At 64.1% G+C, this 23477-nt stretch carries 23 protein-coding genes; 8 read left to right on the top strand and 15 right to left on the bottom strand.

Annotated features, from left to right (window positions below; translation table 11 throughout):
- Positions 1 to 16: 16 nt before the first annotated feature.
- The 5 genes from SIL87_RS18825 to hemE form a co-directional block, all read right to left on the bottom strand.
- Entirely contained in the window at positions 17 to 1180 is a 1164-nt protein-coding gene (locus SIL87_RS18825) for an outer membrane beta-barrel protein (RefSeq protein WP_319615680.1), read from the bottom strand.
- 489 nt (positions 1181 to 1669) lie between these two features.
- Entirely contained in the window at positions 1670 to 2119 is a 450-nt protein-coding gene (gene hemJ / locus SIL87_RS18820) for a protoporphyrinogen oxidase HemJ (protein WP_319615678.1), read from the bottom strand.
- Positions 2116 to 2796, bottom strand: a complete 681-nt coding sequence (locus SIL87_RS18815) for an HAD family hydrolase (protein ID WP_319615677.1) — start codon at positions 2794 to 2796, stop codon at positions 2116 to 2118. Before SIL87_RS18815 ends, hemJ begins: the two co-directional genes overlap by 4 nt.
- A complete protein-coding gene (hemH, locus tag SIL87_RS18810) occupies positions 2793 to 3881 on the bottom strand; it encodes a ferrochelatase (RefSeq protein WP_319615676.1) in 1089 nt (362 codons plus the stop codon). Before hemH ends, SIL87_RS18815 begins: the two co-directional genes overlap by 4 nt.
- Complete coding sequence (hemE, locus tag SIL87_RS18805; RefSeq protein ID WP_319616018.1) at positions 3878 to 4963, bottom strand: uroporphyrinogen decarboxylase; 1086 nt, start codon at positions 4961 to 4963, stop codon at positions 3878 to 3880. The genes hemH and hemE overlap by 4 nt, the downstream gene beginning before the upstream one ends.
- 292 nt (positions 4964 to 5255) lie before the next feature.
- Here hemE and SIL87_RS18800 point away from each other — a divergent pair, with 292 nt between their 5' ends.
- From SIL87_RS18800 to SIL87_RS18790, 3 genes are all read left to right on the top strand, one after another.
- Positions 5256 to 6134 (top strand): pyruvate, water dikinase regulatory protein, encoded by an 879-nt coding sequence (locus tag SIL87_RS18800; protein WP_319615675.1) that lies wholly within the window; start codon positions 5256 to 5258, stop codon positions 6132 to 6134.
- A 236-nt stretch (positions 6135 to 6370) separates the two neighbouring features.
- Positions 6371 to 7348 (top strand): quinone oxidoreductase family protein, encoded by a 978-nt coding sequence (locus tag SIL87_RS18795; RefSeq protein WP_319615674.1) that lies wholly within the window; start codon positions 6371 to 6373, stop codon positions 7346 to 7348.
- Positions 7349 to 7559: 211 nt separating this feature from the next.
- Entirely contained in the window at positions 7560 to 7847 is a 288-nt protein-coding gene (locus SIL87_RS18790; RefSeq protein WP_319615673.1) for a high-potential iron-sulfur protein, read from the top strand.
- Between the two features lie 106 nt (positions 7848 to 7953).
- Here the strand turns inward: SIL87_RS18790 and SIL87_RS18785 are convergent, their stop codons facing one another.
- A complete protein-coding gene (locus tag SIL87_RS18785; RefSeq protein WP_319615671.1) occupies positions 7954 to 8385 on the bottom strand; it encodes a CHRD domain-containing protein in 432 nt (143 codons plus the stop codon).
- Between the two features lie 125 nt (positions 8386 to 8510).
- On the opposite strand from SIL87_RS18785, the gene SIL87_RS18780 reads away from it, so the two are divergent.
- The 5 genes from SIL87_RS18780 to SIL87_RS18760 all read left to right on the top strand — a co-directional run bounded on the left by SIL87_RS18780 (position 8511) and on the right by SIL87_RS18760 (position 12224).
- Complete coding sequence (locus SIL87_RS18780) at positions 8511 to 8951, top strand: dihydroneopterin aldolase (RefSeq protein WP_405055247.1); 441 nt, start codon at positions 8511 to 8513, stop codon at positions 8949 to 8951.
- 49 nt (positions 8952 to 9000) lie between these two features.
- On the top strand, positions 9001 to 9198 hold the full coding sequence (locus SIL87_RS18775) for a heavy-metal-associated domain-containing protein (protein WP_319615670.1): 198 nt from the start codon (positions 9001 to 9003) through the stop codon (positions 9196 to 9198).
- Between the two features lie 75 nt (positions 9199 to 9273).
- Positions 9274 to 10953, top strand: coding sequence for an energy-dependent translational throttle protein EttA (ettA, locus tag SIL87_RS18770; protein WP_319615669.1), 1680 nt, complete (start codon positions 9274 to 9276; stop codon positions 10951 to 10953).
- 19 nt (positions 10954 to 10972) lie between these two features.
- Positions 10973 to 11542: a GNAT family N-acetyltransferase gene (locus SIL87_RS18765; RefSeq protein WP_319615668.1), complete on the top strand. Its 570-nt coding sequence runs from the start codon at positions 10973 to 10975 to the stop codon at positions 11540 to 11542.
- Positions 11520 to 12224 (top strand): YoaK family protein, encoded by a 705-nt coding sequence (locus tag SIL87_RS18760; protein WP_319615667.1) that lies wholly within the window; start codon positions 11520 to 11522, stop codon positions 12222 to 12224. Before SIL87_RS18765 ends, SIL87_RS18760 begins: the two co-directional genes overlap by 23 nt.
- On the opposite strand, the gene SIL87_RS18755 is transcribed toward SIL87_RS18760, so the two are convergent.
- The 9 genes from SIL87_RS18755 to bamA all read right to left on the bottom strand — a co-directional run bounded on the left by SIL87_RS18755 (position 12204) and on the right by bamA (position 23432).
- Positions 12204 to 14978 (bottom strand): ATP-binding protein, encoded by a 2775-nt coding sequence (locus SIL87_RS18755; RefSeq protein WP_319615666.1) that lies wholly within the window; start codon positions 14976 to 14978, stop codon positions 12204 to 12206. The genes SIL87_RS18760 and SIL87_RS18755 overlap by 21 nt on opposite strands.
- A gap of 172 nt (positions 14979 to 15150) precedes the next feature.
- A complete protein-coding gene (locus SIL87_RS18750; RefSeq protein WP_319615665.1) occupies positions 15151 to 16425 on the bottom strand; it encodes a sulfotransferase family protein in 1275 nt (424 codons plus the stop codon).
- A gap of 1 nt (position 16426) precedes the next feature.
- Complete coding sequence (gene gloA / locus SIL87_RS18745) at positions 16427 to 16822, bottom strand: lactoylglutathione lyase (protein ID WP_319615664.1); 396 nt, start codon at positions 16820 to 16822, stop codon at positions 16427 to 16429.
- Positions 16823 to 16845: 23 nt separating this feature from the next.
- Complete coding sequence (locus SIL87_RS18740) at positions 16846 to 17667, bottom strand: LpxI family protein (protein WP_319616016.1); 822 nt, start codon at positions 17665 to 17667, stop codon at positions 16846 to 16848.
- A 238-nt stretch (positions 17668 to 17905) separates the two neighbouring features.
- Positions 17906 to 18712, bottom strand: a complete 807-nt coding sequence (gene lpxA, locus SIL87_RS18735) for an acyl-ACP--UDP-N-acetylglucosamine O-acyltransferase (protein WP_319615663.1) — start codon at positions 18710 to 18712, stop codon at positions 17906 to 17908.
- On the bottom strand, positions 18709 to 19206 hold the full coding sequence (fabZ, locus tag SIL87_RS18730; protein ID WP_319615662.1) for a 3-hydroxyacyl-ACP dehydratase FabZ: 498 nt from the start codon (positions 19204 to 19206) through the stop codon (positions 18709 to 18711). The genes lpxA and fabZ overlap by 4 nt, the downstream gene beginning before the upstream one ends.
- 19 nt (positions 19207 to 19225) lie before the next feature.
- On the bottom strand, positions 19226 to 20311 hold the full coding sequence (gene lpxD / locus SIL87_RS18725; protein WP_319615661.1) for a UDP-3-O-(3-hydroxymyristoyl)glucosamine N-acyltransferase: 1086 nt from the start codon (positions 20309 to 20311) through the stop codon (positions 19226 to 19228).
- Positions 20312 to 20320: 9 nt separating this feature from the next.
- On the bottom strand, positions 20321 to 21097 hold the full coding sequence (locus SIL87_RS18720; RefSeq protein ID WP_319615660.1) for an OmpH family outer membrane protein: 777 nt from the start codon (positions 21095 to 21097) through the stop codon (positions 20321 to 20323).
- Between the two features lie 4 nt (positions 21098 to 21101).
- A complete protein-coding gene (bamA, locus tag SIL87_RS18715) occupies positions 21102 to 23432 on the bottom strand; it encodes an outer membrane protein assembly factor BamA (RefSeq protein ID WP_319615659.1) in 2331 nt (776 codons plus the stop codon).
- Positions 23433 to 23477 lie beyond the last annotated feature (45 nt).

Below are 23477 nucleotides of genomic sequence, written 5' to 3'. Positions count from 1 at the left end.
CGAAGAATTCCTGCGATCAGAAGACCACCCCGGCTTCGAGCAGACCGATCACCTGGTTGCGATCGGTGCCGCCGCCGCCGAAGGCAGGGCCGGTGCCGATGCTGGTCAGGTGGAACATGCCGACTTCGCCGCGCGCGAAAATGTTGCCCTGTTGCCATGTCGGCGTCACGCCGAGGCCGATACCGGCGGAACGGGCATTGAGATACCACGCCTCGGGCCCGTTATTGGAATAATACATCACCTGTCCGCCGACCGACCAGGGCGATTTGCCGAATTTGTAGTCGCCGATCAATTCGGCCCCGAAATTGCTGGTGAATTTGTCGATCCCGATCTGGTGGTCGACCTTCGCATAGACATACTGAACCTCGGGGATGAGGCTGAGATTGCCATGGGTATAGTCGTAATAGGCACCGATCATGTTCGAGTTGACATAGGCGGCATTGTAGCTCGGATAGCCATAACCGGTGGTGCCGTTGCCGTAGGCGTAGGTGTTGGGCCCGGTGCGTCCGAAGTTGATCGTGCCATAGACCGAGGCGGCGTTATCGGCATTCGGCGAATAGGTCACCAGCCCCTGCACCACGTTGAACACGCCGGAATCGAAACCATCGCCATAGGTCACCGTCGCGGAGATCGGGCCCTGCGTGTAGGTCGCGGCGACACCCCGGCTCGATGAATTCTCGACGTAATACAAGGGCGAGTCGATGATATTGGCGTTGTTCCAGTCGGTTGAGGATTCCCAACCTTCGGTCGAATAGACCTGACCGACCGAGATGCTGAACGCCTTCGAGGGAGCCAGCGTCACATAGGCGGCATAGACCGGCCCGAGTGTGAAGGTATTGGTCGACATACTGCCCGGCTTGACGCCGAAATAGACCGAATCATCGGGCTTCACCTCGACGGTGAACTGCACCAGCCCGGTCGGTTTGACGATTTTCAGGTCGAGCACACGGGCGATCGCGCCGCTGGATTTGTTGGTGCCAAGCAGTGTATCGGCATTCGCTCCCGAAAACGCATAGAGATCGGCATCGAAGCCGCCGCTGATGTTGAGCGGGCCGAGCGGGCCGCCATCGATCGTCATCTGCTTGACGGAAACCTGCGCCTGCGCGGTCCCGCCTGCGAGACCAAGGGCGATAAGGCCGACTCCCGCGCCCAGCAGAGCGCGCGTTGAATTTCGTTTCATTGTATTGATGCCTCACTGTTCTGATTGAAGTTCATTCCGGTCGAACGAAGACTTTCGGATACCGCCTTACCGCGATCACCCGACCGATCCGGTCGCCTTGGTCCGGAGCGGTTCAGCCCGGCGATGTGCCTTCGGCATCATGCTGCCTGTAAAAACCACCTGTCCTTCGCAATGTTCGATGATTTTTCGATATCAACGCCAACCCCTTCACGACGAAACGCTGTTCCAGCCTTGCCGCCTATGTCGAACACATCTGATGTCGCCCCCGACCGCCACACCGACAATTTTGATTTGTTCTGAGTGCGGGATCAGTTTTCATTCGCCGGGTTGCCGAAGTATTGAATGAAAGCGACAACCGCTTTGAATATCATCGGGCCGTCATATTTGCCACGCGGTCCTGACCTCCGAAAAGGTCATTATTATTGTCGTGTTCGACTTGGATGTAGCCGTGCGACCGAGAGCGTATCGGCGATCGGCCCGGTGCCGGCCTCAGGGTTTGACGAACACCATGATCACGATGATCACCATCAGGATCGTCGGAACTTCATTGGCGATCCGATAGAACCGCTCGGGTTTCACGTTGCGGTCGTTCAGAAAATTCTTGCGCCATTTTGACATTGCACCATGAAACCCGCTCATCAGGATCACGCAGGTGAACTTCACCCACCACCACGGTGCCGACCACGAAATCGCGCCGGGCGTGAGGATCAGCAGAATGCCGAAAATCCACGACGATATCATCGCGGGGGTGGCGATCTGCTTGAGCAGGCGGCGTTCCATCACCTTGAATCGCGCCGACTCCAACGATCCAGGTGCGACCTGGCAATGATAGACATAGAGACGCGGCAGATAGAACAACGCCGCCATCCACGCGATGATCGACATCACGTGAAACGCAAGATCCCAGCGGTAGAACGCGGCGAGGGCCGGGATCGTCATGCCGCGACCCGCGCATCGAGCAGGGCGGGCACGGCATCAAGGGTGCGGATAATGCCGGTGGCACCGGCGGCAAGCAAAGTGCTCCCCTCGCCATGCGGCGCGAAACCATAGCAGGTCATGCCGGCAGCGACCGCCCCGGCGACGCCCGGGGCACTGTCCTCGATCACCACGCAGCGATGAGGCGGCACGCCCTGCGCGCGGGCGGCATCGAGAAAGACATCCGGCGCCGGTTTGGGCTGGCCGCCCTGGGCAAACAGGCGCGGCGCGCTGTGGGTGCGGCCTTCGGTAATCGCGAGAAAGCCGGTTCTGGTGAATTTCGCATCCATTTCGGCGTCAGCGGAGTTCGAGGCGATCCGCCAGGGAATGCCTTCACGATCGAGGCTTTCCAGCACGGCGCGCGCACCGGGGATCTCGGTCACCTCGTGCGACATCGCCAGTGCGATCTTCTGGATCATCCGTGCATTCCAGTCGGCGGGTAAAGGGGCACCGCGCTCGGCTTCGATCAACGGCTTCATGTGCTTGAGCGACATGCCGACGAAGCGCGCCATCGCCGCCTCCGGCGTAATCGGCACCCCATGCTCGGTCATATCCGCGGCGACGACCCGGGCCGAGACTTTCTCGCTGTCCATCAGCACACCGTCGCAGTCGAAGATCACCAGATCGAAATTGCGCTTCATGCGTCCACGAGTGCCCGATACCGCGCCCAAGGGCAATCGCGGTTGTGCACAGAGCAGGATCGCCCGCCGCGATGCGAGCACAACCCATCGCCATGAGCGATCGCGCGCCGGGCGATCCCCGCCAGAGCCGCGATGAACGCCGGATCGTCATTGGGGGCCGGCGCGCGATAATAGCCCGGCAGATGGAGTTTTTCCGCGACCTCGCGGTATTCGACATCGAGTTCGACCAGGGTTTCGATGTGTTCGGACACGAAAGCGATCGGGATCACCACGACCGCGGTGCCGTCATGCGCCGCCTGCTCGATCGCCTGTTCGGTCGAGGGTTCAATCCATTGCTGCGGTGTCGCGCGCGACTGGAAACAAACCTGATGATCGACCACCTCGCCCAGCGTCCGGGTGATCACGTCCATCACCGCCTTGGTGCAGGCCTCGACCTCCTCCTGATACGGGTCTCCCGCCTTGACGATGCTTTCCGGCAGGCCGTGGGCCGAGAACAGCAGGCGGATCGGCGTGCCCGCCGGCAGTTCGGCCCGCGCGGTCGCCAGCGTACGCATCACCAGTGCTGCGATGGCGGCGGCATAGGCGGGATCGTCGTACCAGCAGCACAGGGTCGTGGTCGGAACCACGAGCCCGGCGCGGGCGGCGGCATCGTGCCAATCCGAGAGCGAGCTGCCGGTGGTGGTGGTCGAGAACTGCGGATAGAGCGGCAGCAACAGAATGCGCTCCGGTGCCCAGGCCTTGACCTCCCGCGCAATCTCGGTGGCGAACGGGTGCCAGTAGCGCATCGCGATGAAGCATTTCGAACCCGGCAGGCTGGCTTCGAGCGCCTCGGCCTGATTGCGCGTAAGTTCGAGCAGGGGCGATTTGCCGCCCATCAGCGCATAACCTTCCTCGGCCTTTTTCTGCGCCGAGGCCGCTATCACCCGCGCCAGCCAGAACCGGATGAAAATCGGCGCGCGAATGATCGCCGGGTCGGAAAACAGATTGACCCGGAACGGCTTGATACTGTCAGCCCCGTCCGGCCCGCCGAGATTGAACAGAACGATCGCGGTACGGACGGGCAGGACGGGTTCGGTGTCGTTCATGACCCTGAATTGGCAGCGATCCGCGAATCCTCAAGCGCCCGCGATGGCGGAACCGGTTCGAGCGCCCGCAACCGCTCGATCAACATCCCGACATGTTCAGGCGGGGTCTCCGGCACGATCCCGTGGCCGAGGTTGAAAATATGCGGACTCCCCGCGAGTTCGTTGGCGATCCGCTCGACCGCATAATCGAGCGACAATCCCCCCGCCCGCAGCAGCAACGGATCGAGATTGCCCTGCAGGGCAATTTTTCGCGGCATCAGCCGGGCCAGGGCCGCCGCATCGGTCGCGACATCCATGCCAAAGGCGGAAATCCCGGTCTCGGCGATATAGGGCAGCGCCATCAGCCCGGCGAGGCGCGGAAACCCGATGACATGAACCCCCGGATGCCGGTGCTTGATCGCATCGACGATCCGGATGGTCGGGCGGATCACATGAGCGCGGAACAGGTCGGGCGGCAGCAATCCCGCCCAGGAATCGAACAGCATGACGCAATCGGCACCGGCCTCGATCTGCCATGACAGATAATCGATCGTTGCCGTCGTCATGGTCTCGATCACGGCGGCGACCAGCGCGGGATCGCTGTAGACCAGTCCGAGGGTGCGATCGAACTTGCCGCCTTTGCCATCGAGCATATAGCACGCAACCGTGAACGGGCTGCCGGCAAAGCCGATCAGCGTCGTGGCGTCGGGCAATTCCGCCCGCACCCGCGAGACCGTTTCCATCACCGATTCAGTGCCGGGCTTCAGGCGCGCGAGGTTGAGCTTGTCGAGATCCGCGATGGTCTCGATCCGTTCCATCAAAGGGCCTTCACCCTCGGCATAGCGCAGTTTCTGGCCGAGCGCCCAGGGCGGGATCAGAATGTCGCTGAACAGGATCGCGGCATCCATGCCGAAGCGGCGGATCGGCTGCAGGGTCACCTCGGTCGCCATTGCCGGGGTCGTGCACAGCGCAATGAAATTACCCGCCGTCGCCCTGAGCTTGCGATACTCCGGCAGATACCGCCCGGCCTGACGCATCAGCCACACCGGCGGCGGCCAGACCGCCTCACCCTGGAGCACCCGCAATACCGGCTGATCGATCATTTTACCCGTCATATCGTCCTGACTAGCTTTAATTTGTTTTAGAGAAAAGATTGGTTGTGGAGACTAACCCTGTTGATTACGGGGATCCCCGGTCCGGCCAAACAATTCACAAACTTATCCACAGCCGGACTCCGGTTTCAAAGCCCTGATTCTACGTCAAACCCTGACTTTTTCCACATTCGCATAAACACCCCGGTGCAACAATCCACAGGGAGTCGGGTTTTCCGTCTTATCCGACTTGTCCACTGCAGGCCCTGTGACGGCCCGAGTTATCCACGCTATGAGATCGTTCATGGACGGCAAACGCCTCAATCTCCACCTCGTCTCGGATGCCACCGGCGATACGCTGAACGCCGTCGCCCGCGCGGTCACCGCCCAGTTCGAAGGCGCCGACATCCACCTGCATCGCTGGAGCCTGATCCGCTCGCGGCTGCAGCTCCATCGCGTTCTCGAAGGGATCGAGGCGGAACGCGGGCCGGTTTTGTCCAGTCTGGTCGATGAAGCACTCCGCGCCGAACTCGCCCAGGCTTGCGAGCGCCTCGGCCTGCGCCTGCTCCATATGCTCGACCCGGTGTTCAAGCTGCTGGCCGATGAACTCGGCACCCCGGTCCGCGCCACGCCGGGGCGGCAATACGTGCTCGATGCCGACTACTTCCGCCGGATCGATGCGATGCACTACGTGCTCTCGCACGACGATGGGCAGGCGATGCGCGGCCTCGCGGAAGCCGATGTGATTCTGGTCGGGGTCTCGCGGTCCTCGAAGACCCCGACCTCGTTCTACCTCGCGAATCGCGGGATCAAGGCCGCCAATATCCCCCTCGTGCCGAGCCTCGCGGTGCCCGAAGTGCTCGACAATCCGCGCTGCCCGGTGGTCGGCCTGTTCATCGATGCCGCCCCGTTGATCGAAATCCGCCGTCATCGCCTCCGCCTGCTTGGCACGGTCGAGACCGCCGAGACGGCATTCCAGCGTGACCGCGAGAATTATATCGACGAGGAGACCGTCGAGGCCGAACTGCTCTGGGCGCGGCGGCTTTGCGCGGCGCGCGGCTGGCCCACCGTCAATGTCACCCGGCGGTCGATCGAGGAAACCGCAGCCGCTGTCCTCAAAATGATGGAATCGTGGCACGACCGGCGCGCTGCGGCGGCGACGACACCGCGCGCCGGTGCCTGACCTTTCGCGCCCGATCCCGCTGCCTGTCCCCGCTGCCCGGCTTCGCTGCCTTTGCCCGCTTCTTGACATAACCTTGTCACCGGCTAGCCTTGAACCCTGACCCGGCCGATCTCAGTTGCGTGATCCTGGATCGCTCCTGACCGGCCGATCTGTTCTGGTGCGGCGGCCGCCGTCATCGTGCATTTCCATTGTCGGACGCAGCACCTTACACGGAGACTTCACATGAGACATTGCCAATGAGCACCAAAGCGATCCGGATCCACGCCCATGGCGGTCCCGAGGTTCTGCGGTGGGACGATGTGCCCACACCGGAGCCGGGACCGGGTGAGGCGCTGATCCATCACGAGGCGGTCGGGCTCAACTATATCGATATTTATTTCCGGATCGGGCTCTACAAAATCCCCCATCTCCCGGCGACGCTCGGGCTTGAGGGCGCGGGAGTGGTGCGGGCGATCGGCGCGGGCGTAACCGAAGTCGCGATCGGTGACCGGGTTGCTTACGCGGGCGGGCCGATCGGGGCTTACGCCACCGAACGGGTGATCGCGGCGGACCGGCTGGTCAAACTGCCCGATGCGATCGATTTCGCAACCGGGGCCGCCATGATGCTGCAGGGCATGACCGCACAATACCTGCTGCGGCGGACCTACCGGGTGAAAGCGGGCGAAACCATTCTGGTCCATGCCGCCGCCGGCGGGGTGGGGCTGATCCTGTGCCAGTGGGCGAAACATCTCGGAGCCCGGGTGATCGGCGTGGTCTCGACCGAGGCGAAGGCCGAGATCGCGCGGGCGCATGGCGCGGATCACGTGGTGATCGGGCATGGCGGCCTGTCCGCCGAGGTCAAGCGGCTGACCGAGGGTGCCATGGTGCCGGTGGTGTATGATTCGGTCGGCAAGGATACGTTTTCGGCGAGCCTCGATTGCCTGGCACCGCTCGGGCTCATGATCAGCTACGGCAATGCCTCCGGACCGGTGCCGCCGGTCGATCTCGGCACACTGGCCGCGAAAGGCAGCCTGTTCCTGACCCGCCCAACCTTAGCAACTTATACCGCGCGGCGCGATGATCTGGTGGCGGTGGCTGGTGAACTGTTCGATGTGGTGGCACAGGGCGTGGTGAAAATCCGGGTCAACCAGACATTTCCGCTCGCCGAGGCCGCAGCGGCGCAGGAAGCGCTCGAAGCGCGCCGGACCACGGGAAGTACGGTCCTGATTCCATGATCAAGTCAAAATCATGGCAGCATAATGGTTTCAGGACGGATCGACACTAGATTGACGACATTGTTAACTATAGATAGTAGACCGGTATGGTCCTGATTTCATGAGAATCATTCTCAAGTCAGGTAATTTGTCAGTTTACACTTGCCGAATGTGATTCCCGGTCTAAAATGGTGTCGTATGCCAGCCACCACCATAAACAGGAGTTCGAACCATGTCTGAGAATCCGAAATTTGACGGTCGCCGCGCCCTTCTGAAAAAGGCAGCCGGCATCTCCGCCGCGATCGCCGCAGCCGGCGTTGTGACCACCCAGCAGGCCAAGGCCGCCGGCATGGCGCCGTCCGCCGTTCAGTATCAGGCGACGCCGAAGGACGGCCATCAGTGCGACGGCTGCGCCCTGTGGATCCCGGGCCCGACGCCGAAGGCCAAAGGCAAGTGCAAGGCCGTCTCCGGCCCGATCGACCCGACCGGCTGGTGCACCCTGTGGAGCCCGAAATCCTGAACGGAGTTCGGCTCTGATCGGTCGCTGACCGATCCGGACTAAAGTAAACGCCCAATCCTCATCGGATTGGGCGTTTTTCGTTATCTTCTGTTGATGATCACGCGGCTTATTTGCCGGTTTCGACCTGCCCGCGGATTTCGCCAGCCGGGAACTTCACGGTGTGCACGTTCACATAGGACATGCCATCGAGAATGATCTTGGCCTGATCGGTCGTGATCTTCGCGTGGCCGTTGATCGGGCTCGCGTGCGGACCACTGATCGGCACCAGAACCGGAGCATTTTCGCCGGGCTTGGCCGGGCCGTGGAAATGCGCCATCGTCACCTTGCTCGTCAGGTGGCTGTAGGTCACATGCCAGTAGAGCATATGGGTTTTGGTGTTGTAACGGCCGGTCATCATGCCCTTGCCCATCGAACCGGTGACGCCGGCGCCCGGTGCGAGTGTGGCATGGAGGTGAACGACCTTGGCCATCGCGACACCGCTGAACGCGATCACGGCGGCGGCGGTCAGTGGCAGAAGGCTGGCGGAGGATAGGCGCATGGAATGTCTCCCTTGAAATGCGGCGGAACGCCGCAGACCGCATATGGGGATGCTGTTGTGGCGGCAAGAAGGCGGTATGCGAAGAACCGCTTGCAACGCGCCGCATTGCGGCGCAGAGCCGCGCGATGAAGGATGTTTTTGCCCCCCCGGCAGCTCAGCCGCATGATATGTCCGATGGCGCGGCGTTTCGCCGCATGTTCATCCGCGATCTGGTGCTCGACGCGGCGATCGGCGTGTATGCCCACGAGCACGGACGGACCCAGCGCATCCGCATCAATCTCGACCTGCTGATCGATGACGAGCCGCCACCGTCCCTGATGTCGCGCCCGGCGGTCGGCCGCGACGATCTCGCCCGCGTGGTCGATTACGAAACCATCGTGAACGCCACCCGCGCGAGCGTGGCCGCCGGCCATGTCCAGCTGGTCGAAACCCTCGCCGAGCGGCTGGCCGAAATCTGCCTCGCCGATCCGCGTGTGGCCCGGACCCGGGTAATGGTCGAGAAGCTCGATGTGTTCCCCGATGCCGCCTCCGCAGGCGTCGAAATCGAGCGCCGCCGCCGCTCTTGACCCTCCCATGTCGGCAGGTGCCAATCTCCGACCCGAAAGGAAACGTACCATGCTTGAACTTCATGTCGAGGGAATGACCTGCGGCCATTGCGTCCGCGCCGTGACCGAGGCGGTCCACACGGTGATCGCCGGCACGCCGGTCGCGATCGATCTGCCATCCGGCACGGTCCGGATCGCGAATGCCGAAGCGTCGGACACCGCGAAAATCACCGCCGCGATCACGGAAGAGGGCTATACGGTAAAATAGCCGCTTCGGTTGCCCCGCGGCCCCGCTGTTCCTATACCGGCACCAACCCACGCCCTTACCGGACAGGATCAGCCAATGGCCAGCTATCAATACGTCTATGTCATGAAGGACCTCACCAAAGCCTTTCCCGGCGGGCGCGAGGTGTTCAAGGGCATCACCCTCTCCTTCCTGCCCGGCGTGAAGATCGGCGTGCTCGGCGTCAACGGCGCGGGTAAATCCACCCTGCTGAAAATCATGGCCGGGATCGAAAAGGAATTCGGCGGCGAAGCCTGGGCCGCCGAGGGTGCCACTATCGGCTACCTGTCGCAGGAGCCTCATCTCGAACCCGATCTCACGGTGGGCGACAATGTCGCCCTCGCCTTCGCCGATCTGCGCGCCGCCCTCGCCCGGTTCAATGCGATTTCCGAGGAATTCGCCGAGCCGATGGACGATGACAAAATGAACGCCCTGCTCGCCGAGCAGGCCGAGCTTCAGGAAAAGATCGACGCCGAGGACGGCTGGGAACTCGATCGCCGGATCGATATCGCGCTCGACGCCCTGCGCTGCCCGCCCGCCGAAAGCCCGGTGACCAATCTTTCGGGTGGCGAGCGCCGCCGTGTCGCGCTGTGCCGCCTGCTGCTGGAAAAACCCGACCTGCTGCTGCTCGACGAACCGACCAACCATCTCGATGCGGAATCGGTCGCCTGGCTCGAAAAGACCCTGCGCGGATATGCCGGCACCGTCATCGTCGTCACCCATGACCGCTACTTCCTCGAAAACGTCACCAACTGGATTCTCGAACTCGAACGGGGCCGCGGCTATCCGTTCGAAGGCAATTACACGTCCTGGCTCGAACAGAAACAAAAGCGTCTCGCCCAGGAGGAAAAAGAGGAATCCGGTCGTCAGCGCGCGCTCAAGGAGGAGCGCGAGTGGATCGGCGCGTCGCCCAAGGCGCGCCAGGCGAAAAATCAGGCCCGCATCACCCGCTACGAGGACATGCTGGCGAAATCGAACGAGCAGGTTTCGGGCGTCGCCGAAATCATCATCCCGCCCGGCCCGCGCCTTGGCGGCACCGTCATCGAGGCGGTGGAGCTGCGCAAGGGATTCGGCAACAACGTGCTGATCGACGGGCTGAGCTTCAAACTGCCGCCCGGCGGCATCGTCGGTGTCATCGGCCCGAACGGTGCGGGCAAGACCACCCTGTTCAAAATGATCACCGGCGTCGAACACCCCGACGGCGGTACCTTCACCGTGGGTGAAACCGTCCGGCTCGGCTATGTCGATCAGTCGCGTGACAGCCTCAACCCGGACAAATCGGTCTGGGAGGAAGTCTCCGGCGGCACCGACGTCATCACGCTCGGCAAGCGTTCGGTGCCGTCGCGCGCCTATGTCGGCGCGTTCAACTTCAAAGGCGCCGACCAGCAGAAGAAAGTCGGTATCCTGTCGGGCGGCGAACGCAACCGCGTTCACCTCGCAAAAATGCTCAAGGGCGAGCACAACGTCATCCTGCTCGATGAGCCGACCAACGACCTCGATGTCGATACCCTGCGTGCCCTGGAGGAAGCCCTGATGGAATTCCCCGGCTGCGCCGTGATCATCTCGCATGACCGCTGGTTTCTCGACCGCCTCGCCACCCACATCCTCGCCTTTGAGGGCGACAGCCACGTGGAATGGTTCCAGGGCAATTTCCAGGATTACGAGGAGGACAAGCGCCGCCGCCTCGGTGCCGAGGCCACCGAGCCGCATCGGATCAAATACCGCCCGTTGACCCGTTAGCACCGGGTGGCTTCCGGGCATGACCAACCCCATCTGGCGCGCCACCACGGCCCGATTGCGCCTCGACCCGGTCGGATGGGGTGATCTCGCGGATCTGACCGCGCTCAAGACCGATCCACGCGCCTTCGCCCTGATGCTCGGCGGGGTGCGTACCCGCGAGCGCGTGGCCGAGGAACTCGCCGAGGACATCACCCTCTGGGGGCGCCACGGTTATGGCATATGGGTCGTGCGCGGGCTGAACACCGGCAATTTCATCGGCATGGCCGGGCTGGCGGCGCGGGCGGATGGGCGGGGCGTGGCCTTGCGCTTCGCCTTGTGGCCGGAAGTGCGGGGCGCCGGCCTCGCGCGCGAGGCGGCCGGTGCCGCGCTGCGCTATGGCCATGACCGGGCGGGGCTGAACCGCATCGTCGCTGTATCGCGGGCGGATAATTTCGCCAGCCGCACCGTGCTGGGCGCGATCGGCATGAGCGAGGCGGAAAGCTTCGTGCGCGACAACGTGCCGATGCTGACCTATCAGAGCATCTCGCCCGCTTGTCCCGCCGCGTCCGCGCCGCCATATCGCGGCGATGGAGCAGGCAGCGGCGGATAATGCAGGGATTGCCGGAACCGGCGTGACCCTGCTGTGCTTCGCCTCCGGCGCCACGGACGTCCTGTCCTATCTCACCCTCGGCCATGTCTTCACCTCCGCGATGACCGGATGCATGGCCCTGTTCTGCCTCACTCTCATCAACCGGAAATTCGCCGCCGCCAGCCGCGCGGGGGCTTCCCTGCTCAGCTACGCGGTCGGCAGCGCGGCGGCGACGCTGCTGCAGCCGCGCGATCCTGCAAAAGTCCGCACCCTCCCGGTGGTGCGCCGCCTGCTGCTCGCCGAAACCCTCAGCCTCGCCGTCTATTGCACGGTGTCCCTTCTGGTCGATCACCCGTTCGCGGGGGCGGCACGCTATGGGCTGATCGTGCTCTCGGCAACGGCAATGGGCATCCAGGCGGTCGCCGCACGGGACATTCATGAGCGTGGCATCATCACCGTCGTGCTCAACATCACGATCACCAGCGTCGTCATCGCCCTCACCCGCCGCCTCACAAATCGCGGCCTTGCGCATCTGCCCGCCCATAACCGGCTGCAGGGGATCGTGATTCTGGGTTACGCGGCTGGAGCCCTCGCCAGCGCCGGCGCTTTCGTCTCCGGCTTCGCGAGCCCCGGGCTGCTGCCGCTGGCCGCGGTCCTGCTCACCCTGATCATGTTCACGATCTCAGGAGTCCAGCACGCGTGACGCTGCCGCGACCGCGCTGGCCGTGTCCCACGCCTTCCCTTCGCGGCGGCATGCCTCGCAGTGTTCGAGGCTGATGGCACCGGCGATGATCGCGGCATCGAGGCATCCGGTCAGCGCGACATGAATGGCCGCTTCGGTCGCTTCGCGCGCGATCGCGTGGCTCTGGTAATAATGATCGGTGTGGCCTGCGAGGCGTGAGGCGGTCTCGAACTCGCCCTGCCAGGCCGCCATCAGCGCCGCACTCTGCAGACAGGCGACCAGCACCAGTTCCACGTTGATTTCGGCGGCCAGGGCCAGCGCCTCGGTGAGCGCGGCCTGCCCGCGCACCCGGTCGCCGAGGACCATCACGTAGCCCGCCAGATTGTTCAGCGCGAAACTCAGGTCGAGCAGGTTGCCGGTCGCGCGGCAGCTTGCCGCCACTCGTTCGGCCTCGATCGCGGCCCGCGCCGGGTCGCCCTGCGCGAACAGGATCTCGCCGAGGTTGAGGCCGCCGATCTGGATATTGACGTCGTCGCGGAATTCCCGGCTGATCGATACCGCCTCGTCGAGCAGCACGATGGCGCGCGCCGCATCGCCCTCGAAATGCGCCAGAGCCGCCAGAATATTCAGCAGCCATCCGCGCCGCCGTCCCCGCTTCATGCCGGGCAGGGCCGCCATCATCAGATCGACATAAGGCTGCGCCGCCGTGGCATCCTCGGGACTGGCCACGCACACCGCCACGCGCGCCGCCGCCACCGCGACGCTTTCGCGATCGCCGATTGCGCGGTAACGCGCGAGCGCATCGAGCGCGGCCTCGACCTTGCGCCGGTCGCCGAATGCCCCGCCGCTGTAGACGAAGGCGATATCGAGCCCGATCCGCGCGGCCACCCGTTCCGGCGTCGCCGGCCCGATCCGGGCTTCCGCTTCGCGCAGCCAATGGCGCTGCTCCACCGTGAGGCCGATATCCCGCCAGAGTTCGCTGGTCAGGCTCATCAGCATCAGACCGCTGGCGCTGTTGCCGTCCGGCCCGAACGCCCAGCCGAGCGCCGCGCGCAGATTATCCAGTTCCGGCCGATACCGCGCCAGCCAGATATCCGCAGGCGTGGTCGACCAGCTGCGGTCTGCTTCGCCGAAAAAGCGGATCAGCCAGTCGCAGAACCGCTCCATGATGTGGGGGCGCGCCTCGTCCCGCGCGAAATTCTCCAGCGCCAGATCCCGCACCGGCGTCATCATCCGGTAGCGCGGGTTACCGCGCCGTACCGGAAACCGGGTCAGCAATGCGCACTCGACCAGCCGGTTCACGGTATCGGCCACGGCTGCGATGCGCAACGGACTCATTCCGATAATGTCGCCAGCGGCTTCCGCCGTCATGCAGCCGAACACCCCGAAGCGCCCGAACGTCACCGCCTCGTCGTCCGACAGGGATTTGTGCATCCACGCGAGCAGCGCCCGCAGGACCGCCGGTGTATCCAATGGGCCGCCATGATCGATCGCCGCTTCGTGCAACCGTGTCTTCAGCGCCCGCAGCACCTCACGCGGCGTCAACCGGCGCAGATGCGGTGCGACCAGCTCGATCGCGAGCGCCACCCCCTTCAGTTCGTGGCAGATCGCGCCCAGCGTTGCGGCATTATCGGGATCGAGGCGGAAATCCGGCACGGCGAGACGTGCGCGCGCCACCAGCAGCCGCACGGCGGCGGATGCCTGGGCCTGCGCGACATCACCAGTGTTCAGGCTGCCGGCAGGGGGCAACCCGTGTCCGGCGAGGAGCATGAGCATCTCCTCGGTCATGCCGAGCGAATGCCGGCTGGTCGCGATGATCCTGACCTCCGGACATTGGCGCAGCAGGGCACTCGCGATCACGGCCACCGGCGCCGGCAATCTCTCGCATTGATCGAGAATGATCATCATGCGCTTGCGGCGGATCAGCGTGGGCAACATCTCCGCCGCCGTCCGGTCACCGCCGATCTTGTAGCCCAGCAGGCCGCAGAGAGTCTCCGCGATCTCCCCGGTATTGTGCAGGCCTTCGAGTTCGACCAGCCACACCCCATCGGGAAACTGGCCCAGCCGCTCCGCCCCGCATTGCAGGGCGAGCCTGGTCTTGCCGACGCCACCCTCGCCCGTAATCACCACCAGCTGATGGCGTTCGAGCAACGCGCTGAGCTGCCCCAACTCCTCGTTGCGCCCGATGCAGTATGTGCTCAGCAACGGCAGATTGTTGGGCGTCGCATCGAGCGATTGCGGCGCGCTGAACGCCCCCGGCAGTTCGGGGTGGCGCAGCTGATACACGAGGTCCGGCGGCAGCAGATCCTTGAGCCGGAACTCCCCGATGGGTTCGATAACCATATCGGCCGACAATGCGCGCGGCGGCACCATGCGCGCTGCCGCCGCCGATATCAGCACCTGTCCCGGTCGGGCCGCCGAAGCCAGGCGCTCCGCGCGATTCAAGGTGGCACCGACAAACACGCCCTGGGTCACTTCCGCGGTCCCCGCGTGAAGTCCCAGACGCAACGCCCGCCGCTCCCGAATGCCGGACGCCCCCTCAACCTCGGCGCGCATCATGCGAAACGCGGTCGCAACCGCCGGTGCCACGGTCCTGAAGACGCAGTACAGCCGCGTCGCAGTCGTTCTGAAAATCCGGCCCCCTTCGGCGGCGACCATCCCGGCCACTGAAGGTTGATCCGCGCCAGCATCCGCGCCGATCGCCGAACTCGGTTGGCCGAGCCACGCGGGATCGTCGAAATCGGCGATCAGGAAACAGATCACGTCCTCAGGCAAGGCGCGACCACCAAAAGGAAACTGGACAACCCCCGCCATCGACCGAAATACCCCCGCATGGCTCCCACAGCCACATGCGTCACTTTTATGCTACAAATCTACTGGGATGACAAAGTGGCATAATACACGCCCCAGTTGCGACATGCTCGAACATAACACCGATGTAATACGGTCAGGCCGCCGCGCCGCGTTCGTCCCGCCGGGACTTGATCCCGAAATAATCCATATACGGCATAAAATCCGGGCGCAGCCGCTCGGGATTGATCCCGAAGGCCGAAAGTTGGTACCGGTTCCGGCCATATCCGCCACGCGGTGCCGCCGCCAGATGCGCCTGCATCCCCGCCGCCGCCTCAGGTGACAAATCATGCCCGAAATGCCGATAAATCATCGCGACCGCCGCAACCGGATCGCGCGTCAGATCGTCGTACTGGATATTCATCAGCCGCTCCGGCGGCACCTCGCGGCTGCGATCGAACGCGACCAGCAGCCGGGCCCCGTCGATCCACCGCTCGGTCACCTGCCGCCCGATCTCCGCCGGGTCGATCTCGCGCAAAAACGGCGCGCGCAAAACCTCGGTCATGTGTGCCACCGAAGCGAACACATGAACCGGATCGCGATGGACCACCACGAATCGCGCATCGGGATAGGTTGCCAGAATCCCGGGAATCGAAAACGTATGATCCGGGCATTTCAACGCCCAGAACTTCGCCCCCACGCCATGCTGCAGCGCCTGCAGATACCGCTTGTGAAACGCGAATGCCGCATCGTGGCCGAACGCATCCAGCCATTTCGTATAGGTCGGCACCCGGAACGTCGTATCGAACCGCAGGGACTGGAAGACATGCGCGGTGATTTCGCTGCACTCCTGCGGACTGTCGGCATCGATCGGATGGATCGCCGGAAAGTCCGGTGCCATCCCGGCGAATATCCCGAGCTGCCGGTCGGTCCGCCGCGCCACCGCACTCGCGCGCTTGTCGAAATCGCGCGGCCGGGGCGCAGGATACAGCGTCTGCCACACCCGCGGCACCATCACGTCCGGATCGTAGCCGAGCAGCGTATGGAGGAAACTGGTCCCCGAACGCGGCAACCCCATGATGAATAGCGGCGCCGTTACCGGAGCCGCCCCGATCGCGGGCGTTTGTTCGTGCATCCGTTCGATCATCGCCGCATTGCGCGCAAGCCGCGTGAGATCGTAGCGTACCGAAACCCGCCCGAACAACGAAAACGGGGTCTCCCGCGCCATCGCCCCGGTCAGCCGCTCCAACCCCTCGCGCGCCGGCCCCTGCAATGACACCCCGGCACTCCGCTCGATCGCCGCCGTGCTCAACGCCGGCCACCCGCGCGGGGCCACCGCCTCCACCGCGCCGAACCCCGCCGACAATGCCCGGAACGACAGGCTCTTGCCTCGCCGCAGCGCAGGGATCGGCGGAACCGGCGCGGTGCTCATGTCAGTGGCGCTCGATCAACTCGATCTTGTAACCATTCGGGTCCTCGATGAACGCGATCACCGTGGTGCCGAACTTCACCGGGCCGGGCTCACGCGCAATCTTCGCCCCCGCCGCCCGCAATTTCTCCACGGTCGCCTTGATGTCGGAAACCCCGAGCGCCAGGTGCCCGAACGCCGTACCCTGATCGTAATGATCCGTGCCGTAATTATAGGTCAGCTCCAGCACGGTATGATCTTTCTCGCTGCCATACCCCACGAAAGCCAGGGTGTACTTGCCATCCGGCACATCGGTCCGCCGCAGCTCCTTCATTCCCAGAAGCTTCGTGTAGAACCCCACACTTTCCTCCAGGTCGTTCACCCGGATCATCGTATGCAGATATTGAAACTCGCCGCTCATGCCGATCTTCCTTTCCCACTCATTCAGGACGATGCCGGGTCGATCCCGAGGAGAAACAACCCCCCCTCGTCCGCCGCCGCAACCATCGCCGCACGTTCGATCAATATGGCACCCTCCGCCTCGAATGCCACACCACGCAACCCCGCCGCGCGTGCCCGCGCCACCGTGTCCGGTCCCAATGTCGGCAAATCCGCCCGCCGATCCTGCCCGGGCTTGACCAGCTTGACCAGAACCCCGCCCGGACCCGGACGCGCCAGTGCCGCCGCACGGCCCAGCATCGCATCCGTGCCCTCCACCGCCTCGACCGCCAGAACAATCCCCTGCTGCACCACACACGCCTGCCCGACATCCGCGACACCCAGCGCCCGCAACACCCCAACCCCGCGCCCGATATCCGCCAGCGCCGCCGCATCCGGCCCCACCCGCGTCAACAGCCCGATCGGCGCCAATACCTCCGCCATCACCTCATGCGCGCCCAGAACCCGAAATCCCTCCTCGCCCAAAACCCGCACGATCGCCGCCAGAAACCCGTCATCCCCCGCAAACGCCGCGCGCCCCACCCGTGTCAGCAGCCGCGCTCCCATCGCATCGGGCCGCAAATCCAGCAATGAAGGCCGCTTCACCGGCCCGGCCAACACCAGATCCACACACCCGGCCCGCCGCAACGCCGCCACCGCCACGCCCACGGCCCCCAACCGCACCACCTCATGCGGAAATCCACCGATCACCCCCGGCTCCGCATACCCCTCCAACGCCACCACAAATACCCCACGCCCCGCCGCCCGCGCCGCCGCCGCCACCTGACCGGGCAACGGACCGCCACCGGCAATGATGCCGAGGGTCATGGGATGGGGTGGGGTGAACAGCAAGGCGAGGGGCGCTGCCCCTCGACCCCGCCAAAGGCGGAGCCTTTGGAATCCACCGATTTCGGGCAAGGGGAGGGCGACACAAGCCAGATCGGCGGAACATCCGAGACCTCGCCCTCCCCTTGCCCGAAATTCCAGGGTTCTAAGGGCTCCGCCCTTAGCTTGGGTCCAGGGGGCAGAGCCCCCTGGCCTCGCTGCCTCACACCCACCCCGCCCATCACCCTTCGGAATCGTCGGCGGCGCTGGTCGTGGTCCGGATCAGGCCGCGTTTGCCGGGGCTGGCGGCGAAGGTGAGAATTTCCGTCGTGTAGGGGTCGTGGGTCTCGGATTGCAGGGTTTTGAGGCGGTCGTGGAACGGGTGGGTACAGTCGCGGAACAGCGCGTTGAACGTCGCGCGCATGTGGTGGATGGTGGTGTGGTCGATATTGCGGCGGCGCAGCCCGATGATGTTGAGCCCGGCGAGGCGGGCGCGGTTGCCGATGATCATGCCGAACGGGATCACGTCGGCCTCGACGCCGGACATGCCGCCGATCATCGCCCCCCGTCCGATCCGGACGAACTGGTGGATGGCGGCCGACCCCCCGATGATCGCGCCATCGCCGATCTCCACGTGGCCGCCCATCACCACGTTATTGACGATGATGACGCCATTGCCGATCTGGCAGTCATGGGCAACGTGCCCGGCAGTCATGATCAGGCAGTCATCGCCGACCCGGGTGACACCCCCGCCCGGTTCGGTGCCGCGATTGATCGTGGCGTGTTCGCGGATGGTACAGCGGGCGCCGATGATGGTTTCGGTGTTTTCGCCCCGGTATTTGAGGTCCTGGGGTGCCATGCCGATCGTGGCGAACGGGAATATTTTGGTGCCCGGGCCGATCGTGGTCTGACCATCGACGACAACGTGGGAGACGAGATCGACCCCTTCGCCGAGAATGGCGCTGGGACCGACCGAGCAGAACGGGCCGATATGCACCCGCGCGCCGAGCTGGGCGCTCGGGTCGACGACCGCCGTGGGATGGATCATCGTTCGCCCGCTTTTTGATCCATGATCATGGCGGCGTAGGTCGCTTCGGCGACCGCGACGCCGTCGACCCGCGCGACCGCGTGGAATTTCCACACATTGCTCCGGTTGCGCTCCTTGACCACATGAATGCGCAGGCAATCGCCCGGCACCACCGGGCGGCGGAACTTCGCCCCTTCGACCGACATGAAATAAACCACCTTGCCCGCTTCTTCCGGCCCGAGGGTTTCGACCACCAGCACCGCAGCGGTCTGCGCCATGCTTTCGATGATCAGCACGCCGGGCATCACCGGGTGGCCGGGAAAATGTCCGGCGAAGAAGTTTTCGTTCACCGAGACGTTCTTGACCCCCACCGCCGAGACGTTCTCGATCAGTTCGACCACACGATCGATCAGGAGAAACGGGTAGCGGTGCGGGATCGCGTGCATGATCCCCGCGATATCGATGGTCCGGCCGGTCGCGGCCGGCGCGCTGTTCTCTGGTGAAGTCCCGTCCATCGGAATTCCTGTGATTGGCTCAGTCGCCGGCGGTATCGTCCGGCTTCGGTTCAGAATGGCGCATTCTGTCGCGCCGCGCAAAGCGCCGGATCATCGCGACCTCGCGGAAAAACGCCTTGGCCGGTTGTGCCGGGCTGCCGAGCACCTCGACACCGGGTTCGAGATTGCTCATCACCCCCGCCTGCGGCCCGACCCGCGCGCCCTTGCCGATATGCAGATGGCCGGAAAACGCGGCCTGCCCGGCGGCAACCACGAAATCTTCCAGAATGGTCGAGCCGGAAATCCCGACCTGCGAGACGATGATGCAGCACCGCCCGATCTGCACGTTATGCCCGACCTGCACCTGATTATCGATCCTGGTACCCGCGCCGATAATGGTATCCTGCGCCGAGCCGCGATCGATCGTGGTATTCGCGCCGATATCGGCATCGTCGCGGATCAGCACCCGCCCGAGCTGCGCCACGCTGATCAGCCCTTCCGGCGAGGGCGCGAACCCGAATCCGTCCTGCCCGATCCGAACCCCGGGATGCAGCGTCACCCGGTTTCCGATGATCGCGTAGCCGATGGTCACATGGGGCGCGATCCGGCAATCCGCTCCGATCATCACCCCCGCGCCGACCACGCCATGCGCCCCGATGATGGTCCGCGCCCCGATCTCGACATGCGGCCCGATGATCGCGTACGGCCCGATCTCCGCCTCGGCATCGACCGTTGCGGAAGGGTCGATGATCGCGGTCGGATGAACCCCGGGGTTCGCCGGCGGCAGCGGGTGGAATAACCCGCCCGCCTTCGCCCAGGCAAGATAAGGCTGCGCCACCGGCAGCGCGATGCTGGCGGGCGGCAGCCGATCCGCGAGATCCGGCAGCAGAATGACCGCGCCCGCGCGGGTTTCTGCAAGCAGGCCGAGATATTTCCGGTTGTCGAGAAAGCTGATCTCGTCCGGCCCCGCGCTCTGCAACGGCGCGATCCCGCGAAACATCCGCCCGGCAGCCGCGCCCGGTGCCGGCGCCCCGATCGCCACGGCCACCGCCGCGAGGCTGAACGGCCCCGCGCGCTTGAAAAACCGTGGGTCGCCCGGCAGGTTTGAACCGGCCGTATCGGTCATCGCCAACCCTTATTTCTTGCCGCCCGCCATTTTCGGCACGACCGAGGGCGGCACCGCGACGGAGGGCAGGATCTTGTTGAGGTGCGCTGCCACTTCCTTGGAAATGTCGAACCCGTTGACGTTCAGCGCCACCTGCGAGCGGTGCAGGACCAGGTTCATTCCGTGCGCCTGCGCCACCTGGCGGATCACGGCGATCAGCGTCGCCTCGATCTTGCCGAGCGCCGCCCGCGCCGAAACCTCGATGGCGAGATTGCGGTTATGGAAATCGACCTGGGCTTCCTCGATTTCCTTCTGCAGCGCCTGTTCCTTCGCGGTCAGCGCGGCTTTCGAAAGCTTGGCCTTCTGCGCGGTGATCGCCTTCTGCTCGCCTTCCCATTTCTGCTGGTCGGCCTGAGCTTCGGCGGCGAGCTTCTGACGGCGGGCTTCGATGATTTTCTCGACACCCTGCGCCGCAGTCGATTGCTGCATCACTTCCGGCACCGAAAGGACGCCCATCACCGGGGATGGCGGCGCATTTTCCTTGGGCAGCGCCGGGAGTTGCGGAATCGGCGGCAGTTTCTGCGGCGGGACCGCCTGGGTTCCCGGCTGTTCGCCCGGCTGGGGCATGCCGGGCTGGGGTGCCATCGGCGCGGATTCGCGCACCGGAGCGGCGTGGCTTACCGGCGGCGCTTTCGGATGGGGAATGAAATAGCCGGGACCGCTGCTGCTCTGGGCATGGCCGATGCCGAAACCGAGGGCGAGAACCGGCAGCGCCAGACCAAGACGAAAAAAGGACTTCAGTGTCACGATATTAGAACCTCGTACCGAATGAAACGCGGAATTGCTCGATCTGGTCGTATTTGTATTTCTTGATCGGCTGGGCGAATGAAAGGTCGATCAGGCCGAACGGGGTATTCCAGGCGACCCCGACGCCGACCGAAACCCGAGGCGCCGGATTGTCGTACAGGCCGAGCTGGGTGCCGTTGACCGTGATCGGGCTGACCCCCGACAGACTGCCGATATCCGTGAACGCGAAGCCGGACACGCCGAGATCGGGCGAAACCGGCAGCGGGAAATGCAGCACGGTGTCCTGCGTCCAGATGAACTTGCCGCCCAGGCTGTCGCCATACAGCGTGTCATGCGGCCCGGCGCCGCCGGTCTGGAACCCGAGCAGACTGTCGCCGCCGAGGAAGAACCGGTCGGCGATCAGGGAATGATAGCCGAGAATATCGACGAGGTCGCCGACATGTCCGTCGAACTCCAACACCCAGGCCTTGCTGCCGAACACCCGCTTGAGCGGAATGTAATAGGCTGCTCGCGCCTGCAACCTTATATATTTCGCGGTTCCGCCAAGCCCGGCAAGATCGCCCGAGAGCGAGAACAACCCGCCCGAAGTCGGGTCGAGCCGGTCGTTGCGGTAATCGAAGGTCAGCGTGGTGCCGAGCTGCGACAGGCTCGAATTGCCCGCCTCGTTCAGGATGTAAAGACTGGCCCCGGTCGCGATATTATAGATGTCGCGGGTGCTGACCGTGTAGGTGAAGGCCTGGCTGACATGCTGGTTGTAGCGGAACCCGAGCCGGATATCGCCGCCGATCGAGCGTTCGGCAAACACGTAGGATGTCGTATTGGCGGTATCGGTGCGGAACAGATCGAACCCGGCGATCAGGTTGCGCCCGAGGAAATACGGGTTGGTCACGCCGAGGTTGAACTGCGTGCCCTTCTGCGCCAGCAGCGCGCTGATCGAGGTATCGATCCCGGTGCCGAGGAAATCGTTCTCGCTCAGCCCGATATTCACCAGCGCCCCGAGATCGGTCGAATACCCGCCGCCCAGCGAGAACTGCCCGTTCGCCTGCTCGGCGAGCGCGACATCGAGATTGACCTCGTCGGGCTGGCTGGTCGGCACCGGCTTGATCGAGATGTCCTTCTTCTTGAAGAAGCCGAGATTTTCCAGATTATCCTTGGATTGCTTGACCGCTTCTTCGTTATACGCATCGCCCGGTGCCAGCTCGATCTGCCGGCGGATCACGCTGTCCTCGGTCCGGGTATTCCCGGTGATCGAGACGTTGTTGACATAAACCCGCGGCCCCTCGATCACCCGGAACGTCAGAGCGATCGTGTGGGTCTTGTGATTTTCCTTCACATCGGGCTCGACCTGGGCAAAGGCGTAGCCGCGGTTCTGCACGTACTCCGAAATGGCCTTGTCCGTGGTCTGCAGCGCATCCCCGTCGAAGATATCGCCCTTTTCGATCGGCACGAGATGCCGCAGATCCTTGCCCGGCAGCTTGCGCAGCGAGGAAACCACCTTGACCGAACTGATGTGATAACGATGCCCCTCGTCGATGACGAAGGTCAGATAAAACGACTTCCGGTCCGGTGCGAGCTGCGCCGTGGTGCTGATGATCTTGAAATCGGCGAAACCGTGATGGAAATAGAACCGGCTGAGCAGGGATTCGTCGTATTTCACCCGCTCGTTGTTGTACTGGTCGGAATCCGACAGAAACCGGTACCAGGCATCCTGCCGCGACGAAATCACCTCGCGCAGCTTGGCCTGGCCATAATGATGATTGCCGATGAAATTGATCCGGCTGATCAGCGTCTCCGCCCCGTCGTGGCAGTTGAACACCACGTTCACCCGGTTCTCCGGCAGCTTGACGATTTCCGGTTCCACCGTCGCGCTGTAATGGCCGCGCTTGGCATAGAGCGCCAAAATCGCCTTGGTCGCCGCCGCCGCCTCCGCCGCGGTGAACACCGAACCGGGCTTGAGCGCGATCGCGCCCTGCATCGCCTTGTCCTTGACGACCGAATTACCCTGAAAATAGACGTGATTGACGATCGGGTTTTCCTTGACGTGGACCATCAGGTCATCGCCCTGCCGGGTGATCGACACCGTCTTGAACAGGCCGGTCGCGTAAAGCGTCTTGAGGCTCAGATCCATCCGCCGCGCACTGAACGCATCGCCGGGCTGAAGCAGGATATACGAGCGGATCGTGCTCGCATCGATCCGCTGGTTGCCCGACACATCGACCGCAGCAATCCGCCCGCCGGTCTGCACCTGCGAGGCCGGCCCGGGAGCCGGTCGCGTCGCGGCGAGCGCGGATTGAGAAACCGGCACCACAAATCCGGGCACCAGAGCCGATGTCATTAAAGCCAACCGCAGACGCCGCAAGGATGCTCTCCTAAACGAACC

Origin of the sequence: Acidiphilium acidophilum (assembly GCF_033842475.1) — a bacterium.
GTDB classification, from domain to species: Bacteria; Pseudomonadota; Alphaproteobacteria; order Acetobacterales; family Acetobacteraceae; genus Acidiphilium; species Acidiphilium acidophilum.
This window is presented reverse-complemented; position numbering and strand designations above follow the sequence as displayed.